The sequence below is a fragment of the Shewanella sp. SR43-8 genome (assembly GCF_014163775.1).
GTDB lineage: Bacteria > Pseudomonadota > Gammaproteobacteria > Enterobacterales > Shewanellaceae > Shewanella > Shewanella vesiculosa.
The window spans coordinates 97,223-108,721 of the sequence record NZ_JACJDX010000002.1 but is presented as its reverse complement, the minus strand read 5'-3'; the positions used below and the strand labels follow the sequence as shown (position 1 = coordinate 108,721).

Genomic DNA, 11,499 nt, shown 5'->3' with positions numbered 1-11,499 from the left:
AAACACATGAAAACTCTATTATTAATAACCGCTATCACTTTGCCGTTATTTGCTTCAGCAAGTGAAGACTGCCAATCAACTACCCTTATGGCGACTTATAATATTGAACAAACAACTCACGATGCAGCATCAAACAAACAAAACCAACTGGTATTATTAAGAGCCCAAAACTCGGTATTTCACATCAGCAATCAACAAGTAGCAACACAATGGACCACACTGCCAAATAATCACATGAAAAAAACCTCATATTTTATGGATGATAAACGTGCAATTGAATACGAAGCGACCAAAACGAAATCTAATCAAGCATGGCAATATCATGCACAATTACTGAATCCGTTATTTAAAAACCAGTCAACACTCATTGAAACTACTGGACAAGGTTGCAACAAACTTGAGCATTATCAACAACAAACAAATACAAAAACCGTTGATATATGGTGGTTTCCAGCAAAAAAATTAGTACAACGCATTAGTACTGTATTGTCAGATAAAAGTGAATCTGCAGATAAAGCCATAAATTGGCAATTAAGCGACATAACTTACGACAACAACATTATTCAACAACAGTTAGATACATTATCTGCGTACCAATCGACCGACTTTGCTGATATTGGCGATAGTGAATATGACCCATTTTTTAGAAAAATGATCAACTTAGGTTTTATTGAGCACAGCGCATCAGGATTTTATGACAGTGAAGGTAATTCATTATCGTCAGCACATCAGCATTAACATTGGCATTGGCATGAGCCATAGTACATATGGGTTTATGTGATCAAAGCCGTGACAGTTATCTTCGCTCTTCGCGCCCCAGTATTAAGTAAACTGAACATTAACTAGACTATTTGTCTCGCTATCACAGGGAAGTGAAGCGTTACTCCCGTAATGCGGGTCACTAAACATAACGCCGTGGCAAACTAGACTGATTGAAGGCTTCTCGCTCAATATTGACAACACCTTTCTAGACGTCGCGCTGGGTTAATGAAAATACGGCACATGCGACAATAAACTCAGCAGCGATGACACTTGCCTATGTGGTAGCGGCATTATTATTGCGAGCATGTATCAACCGCTAAAGTGGTTGTCTTATCATCCTCAACCACCAAGCGCTTTTGAGTGAGTTTGGCGAGTATTCTAATCTCATGATTATTTGCGCTAAGATAACGTCAACGCCGCAAAATTACGGTATCCTTAGTCCAAATGTTCAACTGCAGCCCTTAAATGCCCACCAATATCATTACCATGTTCCCTGAGTCGTCCGATAAATCATCGACTCCCGCATCGATAAGCGCTGTAGAGCAACCAGCAGCTGTGACCTGTTCAAATTGCCAGGCCTGTTGTTGCCGCTTAGAAGTAATGTTAATCACCGAAACCGGTGTACCTAAAGTGTATATAGCCAAAGATAATTGGGGCGGAGAAGTGATGCGCCGTCTTGATGATGGTTGGTGTGCCGCGCTAGACCGAGACACTATGATGTGTTCAATTTACGAAGTTCGGCCACTGATTTGTCGTGAATTTGAAATGGCCGAATACGAATGTGTCTCTGAACGCGAAGCTTTCGGGATATAAGCCCTAAGACATTGATGTTAACTGTAATGCCATTACAGTTAACATCAACAAACTGCTCAATGAAATTAAGCCGTCCCAAAAGCTACAATGCTTTAGTTTGATGACTGATAAAATACATCTGGTAACTTCCAGCTAATAACTTGCTGTTGCCCCTGCCAATTTTCAATGGTTAACCACGCCTTGTGTTCTGCTGTTAATATTTCTGGCGCAATAGCATGAACTTCTTGTCCATGCTGACTTCCATGCAAGATACCTGCATCGCCCATTTGCAGTGTTTCTAATGGTAAGGGCTCTGTGCCAATATTTAAATATGCTTGACGGATCTGGTTTACCTGCCCCTTACTAAACAATAATAAAAAATCTTTAGTGTAGGTACCATCGTGAAGATATGGCGGATCAAGATTATACGGCATAGGTGTTATTTCAAAATCTCCGACCGCTTGGGTTTCCCATGCATCAGGGAATTGCGGGAATAAAGACTGATATAGAAAATAACCAACTAGCACTAGCATTAAGCCATTTATTTTATACTTGTAACGATTCCATATGGTGTTTTTAATGCGGGCCATTAGTTACCTTCCTGCTCGACTAGCGATGAGTTATGCATTGTCAACGAATCGTCGAGTTCGGTTCTGGCAGCTTTTACGGTTCGACTTCCCCACATTAAAAATCCTGTGATAGACATACCCGTTAGAAATACACCAAAAATAAACCAAATCACCTTGGTCCACAAACCGCCGATTGTGCCGTAATGCAGGGGATTAGCGATATGTGATAGCGTTTGTAACGTCGTCATTGCCGCTGGCGATCTTTCACTTTCAATATTGCCGCTCCAAGGATTAACCGTCACACCATAAGCGTATTGATCATAGAAAATATGATCTCCTTGACCATACACTTTGTAAGTATCTCGATTGTGCTCAGGAAGCATAATGTAAGTACTTTTAAAATCCGCGAAGGTTTGCTCTGCGAGATGAAGTGCATTAGCCAAAGTATATGGCCTAATTGGCGCACCATCGGTTGTCGTTATAAGCTGACTGACCTCCACTAAAGGAGGATGTTCTTCAATCTCGATATGATTGTGCCACATAATCGCCTGTGCTAAATACCATAACCCCGTAATGCTCATTAACATTAAAAACCACATTGACCACACGCCAGCCAATCGATGGAGATCTGCAAGCAGCGTTTTTTTACCTTGGTTTATTCGTAATTTAGGCTGAGTAAAAGCGCGCCAGAACTTTTTATAAATCACCAGTCCAGATACCAGCGCTCCTAACATCACAATGGCCATGAAACAGACAATGTAATAGCCAACACTGTAATTACTGTGCCAAGGAAACAGCAACCAGCCATGTAAGGAACGCATAAAATTAGTGAAGGTCATACCAAGGTTGATTGCTTGTATTTGGCCTGTGTATTGATTGACGTAAGCGATAGCAAAAGGCACATCGCTATCACTAAAGATCACAGCATTAACCAGATAAGACTCAAAGCTCATCACTGTGGTGATGTTTGCTGTTGGGTGCGCTTGTTGCACAATGTCAACGAGTTCTGACATCGGCTTTTCAGTCAAATTTTGCGGATTAGTTGCGCGAGCGTCAGGATTGGTCAGCCAAGTTAACTCATGACTTATCACTGAAATGGTCCCGGTAAGGCACACAAAACAAAATATTATCCATACGGGTAATGAAAACCAGCCATGAAGCTTAAACCAAAATCGATTACTACGTTTTGCCATCTGTTTTCCAAATTTGTTCGCTGTCGTTATATACATGAATATCCCGCACATGCTAATACGATTGATAACCAATCTCAACAAATATTGAGTGATAATTATTATCAATTGTAAATTTTGGGTTAATCCTCGCATTTTTATCAATCTGACCTTAATTATATTTGCTAATGATAATCGTTAGCAATAACATTAACATCTAATAAGCGCTATGGTTGGCCGTTAATATTATTCATCGTTTGAAAAAGATACAGGTAAAGCAAAACATGAAACCGAAACACATATTTGCACTTTCATCATTAGTTTTGGCGATGGGCTTTGTAGTACAGCCCTTCGCCCTAGCAGCCGAACAACAACAAAATGCTGACAACAATGATCAAAATATTGAAAAAATCCAAATCTTAGGTGTACGTTATAAACGCGTTAGCCAAGGCGCAACAGGCTTAACCATGGAGATTAATGAGACGCCTCAATCAATCAGTGTGGTCACCAACGATCAAATAACTAATTTTGGCGCTAATAACCTTAACGACGTACTTCGTCTTGCAACTGGTATTAATGTTGAAGAATGGGAAACCAACCGCACACAATATACTTCTCGTGGTTTTGAAATTAAAAGTACCCAAATTGATGGCGTTGGATTGCCAAATGACTGGGGGATAGTCACTGGTGCAATGGAAGCTTATGGTTATGAAAAAATTGAAGTTATTCGTGGCGCTAACGGCCTACTAACCGGGATAGGTAATTCTGCTGGTACCATTAATTATGTGCGTAAACGCCCGACGAATGAAAATGAAGGTGAAGTAGGCATCTCATACGGTTCAGATGACTTTAAGCGCGTACAGGCTGATTACTCTGCCCTATTAACAGAAAGCGGTAGTTGGGCTGGTAGAGTTGTTGCGGTAGTAGAAGACAAAGGGTCATACCTAGATGGCCTAGAAAATGACCGTGGTTATCTTTACGCTGTCGTTGATGGTCAGTTAACAGATAACTCAACCTTAACGTTAGGGTTTTCTTACCAAGATGCCAACACAGACGGTAATACCTGGGGTGGATTAGTATTTAACTATACTGACGGTACCCAAGCTGAGTGGGATACTAGTGCGACTACAAGTCAAGACTGGACCATGTGGGACACCATTAATACAACCGCGTTTGTTGAGTATACTTACATACTGCCTAACGATTGGGATCTTAAAGTTGCCTATAATCATCAAGGATTAGAAGATGAAAGTAAGCTATTTTATGCTTCTGGTACCATTGATAAAGAAACGGGTTTAGGGTTAATGGGGTCGCCAGGTCGCTATGACACTGAATTTTCAGCCGATATATTAGATATCACCACAATTGGTCATTACGGCTTATTTGGTCAAGATCACGAACTGACCTTAGGCTTAAGCGGTTCAAAAAGTAAAAAATACATGTACCAACACCCATTTGATTATACTGCCACGCCGGCATATGGGCCCACGCCGGCCTTCCCTTACGATCTCGATGCTATTCCTGAGCCAGAATGGGCCGATAAAATCGAGTACTCTGACATAGATGTTAGCTTACTACGCGCTTATGGTTCGACTAAGTTCAATATCAATGACAGCCTATTTGTCGTTGCTGGTTTTAATGCGATTAAATATACCCGCGAAGGTATTAATAGCGGTGTTGATATTGACAACGATGAGAGTGAATTAAGCCCTTATGCAGGTGTGGTTTACAGCATCACAGAGAATATAAACACCTATTTCAGTTATTCAGATATTTACCAACCGCAAGAGCAATATGATTACGATGGGTATTTTTTAGACCCAACTAAAGGCGTCAATTACGAACTTGGGCTAAAAACCCTGTGGCTTGATAATGATTTAATGGCTACCTTTGCACTATTTAGTGCTGAGCAAAATAACCTCGCTAGCTACGCCGGCCTTAATGCAAACGGAAACTATTTTTATAAAGGTGTAAACGTCGAATCGAAAGGATTTGAAGTTGAAGTAACGGGACGCATCACAGACAACCTCAATGCAGTATTCGCTTATACGCTGCTTGATATAGAAGATGACAACGGCGCTGAAGCAAATGAGTGGGCAGCCCGAAACGTTGTTAACTTTTCGATGGATTATACCATGCCACAATTGCCAGAAGTAAGCGTTGGATTAGGCGGCAGATGGCAATCAGAAACCAAAAACGTTGATCCTAAAGTAGAGCAAGATGCCTATTTAGTGGTTAATGCTTTTGCAAGTTGGAACATTTCTGACGATCTAAACCTAAGAGCGAACATTAATAATCTCACCGATGAAAAGTACATTACTAGCTTGACGACAATAGGCTATTACGGCGCACCTTTGAATGGTTCGGTGAACTTAACTTATCGCTTCTAAGTGGCATGAATACGCTAACGCGTAACGACTGAATTTATGCCATCAATTTAAGTATTTGCGTTTAATGCGTTGGTTACCACATCAATATAATTGGTGCGGTAACCACGCTAACAGGCAATATATTGATTGATAAAAAACCTCTTTTTATAAACATAAAAAGAGGTTTTTACTTTTACAGCTGATACATAAAATTATTTGCAGGCCCAACACAAAGATAGCGTTGAGCTCGTCGTCTAAACTATATCGCCTTATTGACGATTCAATCTGCCGCTGGTTTTGGCGCTTATAAAAGAGTGATAATCGAAACAAGTATAGCCAAAGCTTATAAATACCCTCACTTTGACAGGCGAATAGATATGCCGCTGTTTATTATTTCGTTGAGCTTATTTAAGCTACTTAGCTTCGAAAATAAACCTAATTAGCTAAAATAGTATTAACTCTTACTTGCGCTGTATGGCTAAGGGTCTTTATCATAAGCATTACTTATTTAGGGCGAATCCAATCCAATCTAGCCCATTCTTTTTTGGTCTTTCAGGAGCAAACATGCCAAAGATTAATCTGCTGCTATTGTGCGGCGGTGGCGGTGCAGAACACGATATTTCATTAATGTCTGCACGTTTTTTTGAGTCATCACTGGCAAAGTCAGATAAATTTTCGGTACTTAAGCTAGTACTCGATAAACACGGTCATTATCACACTGAAGACGGAAAATTATGCGACCTGACTAATCGGCGTGAGATTCGTTTTGAAGATAACAATACGCCAGCATGGCCGGTTGATTATGTGATCCCGTGTATTCATGGTTTCCCGGGTGAAACCGGCGATATTCAATCGTACTTTAACTTAATCCAACTGCCCTACTTTGGCTGTGAGTCTGAAGCCTCAAGTAATTGTTTTAACAAAATCACCGCTAAAATGTGGTTTTCAGCTTTAGGTGTGCCAAACACCCCTTACATCTTTTTACATCAACTAGATGATGATGCAATCAAGCAAACTGAAACAGCATTTGATCATTGGGGATCCGTTTTCGTTAAAGCTGCTTCACAAGGATCGTCTGTGGGTTGTTATAAGGTTGATGTGAAAGCCAATATCGCTAACGTACTTAAAGACGCATTTAGTTATGCCCCTTACGTTGTGGTTGAGCAAACTATCCATGCGCGTGAATTAGAAGTCGCCGTTTACCAGTATCAAGGTGAAGTAGTCGCGACCTTACCGGGCGAGATTATTTGTGACAGCAATACCTTTTATTCATTTGATGAAAAGTACGCTAAAAATAGTAAGGCCCGAACCGACGTGGTTGCAGATAACCTCAGCCCTGAGATCAGTCAACTGATCCGTGATTACGCAATAAAAGCCTTTAAAGGGATGAAATTACGTCACTTGTCGCGTATCGATTTCTTTTTAACTGATGATAATCAAATCCTTTTGAATGAAATCAATACCTTCCCAGGGTTAACGCCTATTTCAATGTTCCCGAAGATGTTGCAAAATCATGGTCATGATTTCACTGAATATTTAATTGATGTGATTGGGCAACAGCTTGATTTAACGTAAACAACTTTAGTTCGAAATGCATAAAACAAAAGGCCAGCAAATTTGCTGGCCTTTTCTATACGCTTACAATATTAACCCGTTTAGAACCCTTCTACACCCGCCATATCAGGTAATTGGTGTGCAATCCCTTTATGACAATCGATACAGGTTTTTTCGCCGCTAGCCAGAGACGTTGAATGCATTTGTGATGCACGCTTAGACTGACGAGTGAAATCCATATAATCAAAATTATGGCAGTTACGGCACTCTAATGAATCGTTAGCTTTAAGGCGTTGCCATTCATGTTCCGCCAGCTCTCGACGCTTGCCTTCAAACTTTTCTCGCGTGCTAATTGTACCGAATACTTTACCCCACACTTCTTTAGACGCTTGCATTTTACGGGCAATTTTGTCGGTCCAGTTATGTGGCACATGGCAATCCGGACAGGTTGCACGCACACCACTTCGGTTAGTGAAGTGAATGGTGGTTTGCAGCTCCTGATAAACGTTGTTTTCCATTTCATGGCAACCGATACAGAATTGCTCGCGGTTAGTCAGCTCTAAAGCGGTGTTAAATCCGCCCCAGAAGATCACTCCTGCGATAAATCCACCAATAGTTAAGAAGCCAAGACTGTAATGGACACTCGGACGACGCAGCACTTTCCACACGAGTTTTAGTTGCTCAAATAATTTTGCAAACATAGTCACTCCTAGTGCTTAACTGCGGCTTTCGCCTTCATTAAGTGGTCTATATCAACAAAGTCATTTTCAACCAACAACTTGGCATCTAACTGCGGTGCATGACACTGAGTACAGAAATAACGACGGGGTGATAAATCAGCCAAGAAATTATTGTCACGGTCCATATAGTGAGTCACGCTCACCATTGGCGCCTGTGAATGACCGGTACTGGTACGCGCATGACACTGGATACACTTGTTCACTTTAAGATCGATTTGATAACCATCAATCTTGTGCGGGATCACCGGTGGCTGCATAGGATAATTACGAACCTGCTTAACATCGGTATTGATCACCGCTTGCATTGCAGGCGGTGTCGGTTCGATATTAATTGGCGCTAAACGTAATGTATCGATTTTGTCTTCAGGTATGCTGGTAGCCATTACACTGACAGAGAAACCTAATAACGCGATAATCGATAATAATTTACCTGTTTTCATGGTCTGTCTCCTTAAGCCTTAACAATCTTTACTGCACATTTTTTATAGTCAGTTTGTTTTGACAAAGGATCTGTCGCATCTAACGTCACTTTATTAATGAGCTGACTGGCATCAAACCAAGGCACAAACACTAAGCCTACAGGCGGCTTATTACGTCCACGGGTTTCAACACGGGTTTTAATTTCACCACGGCGAGACACAACTCTAATCTCATCACCACGGCGTAAACCGCGCTTTTTAGCATCTTCAGGGTGCATAAAACACACTGCATCAGGAAAAGCTTTATAAAGTTCAGGTACACGTTGGGTCATAGAACCAGAGTGCCAATGCTCAAGCACACGCCCTGTTGATAACCAAATATCAAACTCTTCATCTGGCGACTCTGCCGCAGGCTCGTAAGGCAAGGCGAAGATAACCGCGCGACCATCTGGCTTACCATAAAACTCATAGTCGGTACCGGCTTTAACATAGGGATCTGATCCTTCACGGAAACGCCATTTGGTTTCTTTGCCATTCACCACAGGCCAACGTAAGCCGTGTTCTTTGTGGTACACATCAAAGTCAGCTAAATCATGACCATGACCGCGACCAAAGGTGGCATATTCTTCAAATAAACCTTTTTGAACGTAAAAACCAAAATGCTTAGCTTCATCATTTAAGTATTTTGGATCAGCATCTGCCAATGGAAATTTATCGACATTGCCATTGAGATAAAGCACTTCATATAAGGTTTTACCTTTAAATGAAGGATTAGCAGCTAACACTTCTGCAGGCCACACTTCGTCAGTAGTGAAACGCTTAGAGAATTCCATTAACTGCCATAAATCAGACTGTGACTCGCCGGGCGCCTTGACCATTTGATGCCAAAATTGAGTCCGACGTTCAGCATTACCATAGGCACCTTCTTTTTCGACCCACATTGCTGTTGGTAAAATCAAATCGGCGGCTTGAGTCGTCACGGTTGGGTAAGCGTCTGACACTACGATAAAGTTTTCTGGATTACGGTAGCCCGGTAAACCCTCTTCGTTAATATTGGCACCAGCTTGGATATTGTTGTTCACTTGAACCCAGTAGCAATTTAAATCGCCATCTTTTAAGCGACGGTTTTGCTCTACTGCATGGTAGCCAGGTTTAGGGGGAATAATACCACTGGGAATGTGCCAAATCTCTTCGGCGCGCTTTCTGTGCTCAGGGTTAGTCACCACCATGTCAGCAGGTAAACGATGTGAGAATGTGCCCACTTCACGTGCTGTACCACAAGCAGACGGTTGACCCGTTAATGAGAATGGACTGTTACCTGGAGTTGAAATTTTACCGACCAACAAGTGAATGTTATAAATTAGATTATTACACCACACACCACGAGTATGTTGGTTAAAGCCCATGGTCCAGAATGACGTTACTTTACGATCGGGATCAGCATACAGCTCAGCTAATTCAATAAGCTTATGTTCTGGTACACCAGACAACTTACTGACAGATTCAACATCATAATCAGCCACAAATTTAGCAAATTCGTCAAAATCAATCGGTGTAGAGTCGCCCGCTGTGGCGACGTTTTTGGCTTTCATTTCCAGTGGATGCGTTGGCCGTAAACCATAGCCAATATCCGTTGTACCCTTGCGGAAATTAACATGCTTTTTGATAAAATCTTTATTCACTTTGCCATTTTGGATAATGTAATTGGCAATAAAGTTAAGCATCGCCAAATCGGTTTGTGGCGTGAATACAATTGGCAAATCAGCCAAGTCAAATGAACGATGTTCAAAGGTCGACAACACGGCAACTTTAACGTGTGGTGCACTTAAACGACGGTCGGTTATACGAGTCCACAAAATGGGGTGCATTTCTGCCATGTTTGAACCCCAAAGCACAAACGCGTCAGCCGCTTCCATGTCGTCATAACAGCCCATTGGCTCATCAATACCGAAGGTACGCATAAAGCCACCTACCGCAGATGCCATACAATGACGCGCATTAGGGTCGATGTTATTTGAACCAAAGCCAGCTTTCATTAACTTAACCGCGGCATACCCTTCCCATACGGTCCACTGACCAGAACCAAACATTCCCACCGCAGTTGGGCCTTTGGCTTTTATGGTGGCTTTCCAACGCTCCGCCATAGTGTCGAAGGCTTTTTCCCACGTAATAGGAGTGAATTCACCATGCTTGTCATATTTACCATCAGTCATACGCAACATAGGCGTTTGCAGACGATCACGACCATACATAATTTTAGAAAGGAAATAACCTTTAATGCAGTTTAAGCCGCGGTTAACTTCACTGTTGGCATCGCCATGTGTGGCAACAACTTTACCCTCACGGGTGGCAACCATCACAGAACAACCGGTACCGCAAAAACGACAAGGTGCTTTGTTCCATTCTAATTTGGTTTGTTCTGAGCTAGTGATCAGGTTGCTTGCACTGGTCGGTAGCGCTAATCCTGCAACACTTGCCGCTGCGATAGCGGCATTGGCTTTCATAAAATCGCGTCTATTCATGTTCATACTTCACCTTCTTCAAGCTCTTCACTTTGGTGATACACCATGGTGGCCGTCAACACACCGGGAATGGCATTAATGGTTGAGATATCATCCATCAACGATCGTTGGCTAGGACCTTCTACGACAACCACTAACTTAACGTCATTATTAGCTGACAATTCAGCATTCTTGATGGCCATAATTTTTTGTCTTACGTCAGCCATTTTATCGGGGTGTACTTGGACAATTAGGCTGGTTACGTGAAGTTCATTACTCATACATCGCTCTCGCATTGTTGATTATTTTTAGGATTAGCCTGCGCCTGGAGGCCCAGTTAAAATTTGGCTAAACCAGATAGTAAAACCTAGTGCGCTAACCAGTAATACAGATAAAATTGGGGCTAGAAATACAGTTAAAAAGATAAAAATCTTTAACTCTAAACCTTTTTTACTTTTGATTTGATTACTCATGGGTCCTCCAAGAGTGGGGATATAAGCAATAAATCATCATTGCTTTATTGCTTGTTTATTCGGTCCATGGGGAATGTTAGCGTTAATGCAGCAGCGAACTATATACTCACAAATTGGTAAACACGGATTAACATGATCTAAATCAACATTT

At 41.7% G+C, this 11,499-nt stretch carries 11 protein-coding genes; 4 read left to right on the top strand and 7 right to left on the bottom strand.

What is annotated here, in order from left to right; all coding sequences use genetic code 11:
- Nucleotides 1-6: 6 nt before the first annotated feature.
- Both H5114_RS02910 and H5114_RS02905 read left to right on the top strand, forming a co-directional pair.
- Nucleotides 7-738: a hypothetical protein gene (locus tag H5114_RS02910; protein ID WP_182722144.1), complete on the top strand. Its 732-nt coding sequence runs from the start codon at nucleotides 7-9 to the stop codon at nucleotides 736-738.
- A 510-nt stretch (nucleotides 739-1,248) separates the two neighbouring features.
- Nucleotides 1,249-1,575, top strand: a complete 327-nt coding sequence (locus tag H5114_RS02905; protein WP_049763595.1) for a YkgJ family cysteine cluster protein — start codon at nucleotides 1,249-1,251, stop codon at nucleotides 1,573-1,575.
- A gap of 92 nt (nucleotides 1,576-1,667) precedes the next feature.
- On the opposite strand, the gene H5114_RS02900 is transcribed toward H5114_RS02905, so the two are convergent.
- Both H5114_RS02900 and H5114_RS02895 read right to left on the bottom strand, forming a co-directional pair.
- Nucleotides 1,668-2,144 (bottom strand): hypothetical protein, encoded by a 477-nt coding sequence (locus tag H5114_RS02900; protein WP_124016447.1) that lies wholly within the window; start codon nucleotides 2,142-2,144, stop codon nucleotides 1,668-1,670.
- On the bottom strand, nucleotides 2,144-3,316 hold the full coding sequence (locus H5114_RS02895) for a PepSY domain-containing protein (RefSeq protein ID WP_182697009.1): 1,173 nt from the start codon (nucleotides 3,314-3,316) through the stop codon (nucleotides 2,144-2,146). The genes H5114_RS02900 and H5114_RS02895 overlap by 1 nt, the downstream gene beginning before the upstream one ends.
- 260 nt (nucleotides 3,317-3,576) lie before the next feature.
- Here H5114_RS02895 and H5114_RS02890 point away from each other — a divergent pair, with 260 nt between their 5' ends.
- Nucleotides 3,577-5,682 (top strand): TonB-dependent siderophore receptor, encoded by a 2,106-nt coding sequence (locus H5114_RS02890; RefSeq protein ID WP_182722143.1) that lies wholly within the window; start codon nucleotides 3,577-3,579, stop codon nucleotides 5,680-5,682.
- A 543-nt stretch (nucleotides 5,683-6,225) separates the two neighbouring features.
- Complete coding sequence (locus H5114_RS02885) at nucleotides 6,226-7,236, top strand: D-alanine--D-alanine ligase (protein WP_182722142.1); 1,011 nt, start codon at nucleotides 6,226-6,228, stop codon at nucleotides 7,234-7,236.
- A gap of 80 nt (nucleotides 7,237-7,316) precedes the next feature.
- Here the strand turns inward: H5114_RS02885 and H5114_RS02880 are convergent, their stop codons facing one another.
- From H5114_RS02880 to H5114_RS02860, 5 genes are read right to left on the bottom strand one after another with little or no spacing between them, the layout of a single operon-like run.
- Nucleotides 7,317-7,916 carry a cytochrome c3 family protein gene (locus H5114_RS02880; RefSeq protein ID WP_124016443.1) on the bottom strand — a complete coding sequence of 200 codons (600 nt, stop codon included), beginning with the start codon at nucleotides 7,914-7,916 and terminating at the stop codon, nucleotides 7,317-7,319.
- A gap of 8 nt (nucleotides 7,917-7,924) precedes the next feature.
- Nucleotides 7,925-8,395, bottom strand: coding sequence for a nitrate reductase cytochrome c-type subunit (locus H5114_RS02875; protein WP_124016442.1), 471 nt, complete (start codon nucleotides 8,393-8,395; stop codon nucleotides 7,925-7,927).
- Between the two features lie 11 nt (nucleotides 8,396-8,406).
- Nucleotides 8,407-10,896: a nitrate reductase catalytic subunit NapA gene (gene napA, locus H5114_RS02870; RefSeq protein WP_124016532.1), complete on the bottom strand. Its 2,490-nt coding sequence runs from the start codon at nucleotides 10,894-10,896 to the stop codon at nucleotides 8,407-8,409.
- A gap of 2 nt (nucleotides 10,897-10,898) precedes the next feature.
- Nucleotides 10,899-11,156 (bottom strand): chaperone NapD, encoded by a 258-nt coding sequence (locus H5114_RS02865; RefSeq protein ID WP_182697012.1) that lies wholly within the window; start codon nucleotides 11,154-11,156, stop codon nucleotides 10,899-10,901.
- A 33-nt stretch (nucleotides 11,157-11,189) separates the two neighbouring features.
- The gene (locus H5114_RS02860; protein WP_124016440.1) at nucleotides 11,190-11,348 is read right to left on the bottom strand and encodes a periplasmic nitrate reductase, NapE protein; all 159 of its coding nucleotides are present in this window, start codon (nucleotides 11,346-11,348) and stop codon (nucleotides 11,190-11,192) included.
- Nucleotides 11,349-11,499: the final 151 nt, after the last annotated feature.

Excerpts from the sequence above, each read along its gene's own strand:
- H5114_RS02910 (WP_182722144.1), top strand. The coding sequence starts at position 7 with ATGAAAACTCTATTATTAATAACCGCTATCACTTTGCCGTTATTTGCT.
- H5114_RS02905 (WP_049763595.1), top strand. The coding sequence starts at position 1,249 with ATGTTCCCTGAGTCGTCCGATAAATCATCGACTCCCGCATCGATAAGC.
- H5114_RS02900 (WP_124016447.1), bottom strand. The coding sequence starts at position 2,144 with ATGGCCCGCATTAAAAACACCATATGGAATCGTTACAAGTATAAAATA.
- H5114_RS02895 (WP_182697009.1), bottom strand. The coding sequence starts at position 3,316 with ATGGCAAAACGTAGTAATCGATTTTGGTTTAAGCTTCATGGCTGGTTT.
- H5114_RS02890 (WP_182722143.1), top strand. The coding sequence starts at position 3,577 with ATGAAACCGAAACACATATTTGCACTTTCATCATTAGTTTTGGCGATG.
- H5114_RS02885 (WP_182722142.1), top strand. The coding sequence starts at position 6,226 with ATGCCAAAGATTAATCTGCTGCTATTGTGCGGCGGTGGCGGTGCAGAA.
- H5114_RS02880 (WP_124016443.1), bottom strand. The coding sequence starts at position 7,916 with ATGTTTGCAAAATTATTTGAGCAACTAAAACTCGTGTGGAAAGTGCTG.
- H5114_RS02875 (WP_124016442.1), bottom strand. The coding sequence starts at position 8,395 with ATGAAAACAGGTAAATTATTATCGATTATCGCGTTATTAGGTTTCTCT.
- napA (WP_124016532.1), bottom strand. The coding sequence starts at position 10,896 with ATGAATAGACGCGATTTTATGAAAGCCAATGCCGCTATCGCAGCGGCA.
- H5114_RS02865 (WP_182697012.1), bottom strand. The coding sequence starts at position 11,156 with ATGAGTAATGAACTTCACGTAACCAGCCTAATTGTCCAAGTACACCCC.
- H5114_RS02860 (WP_124016440.1), bottom strand. The coding sequence starts at position 11,348 with ATGAGTAATCAAATCAAAAGTAAAAAAGGTTTAGAGTTAAAGATTTTT.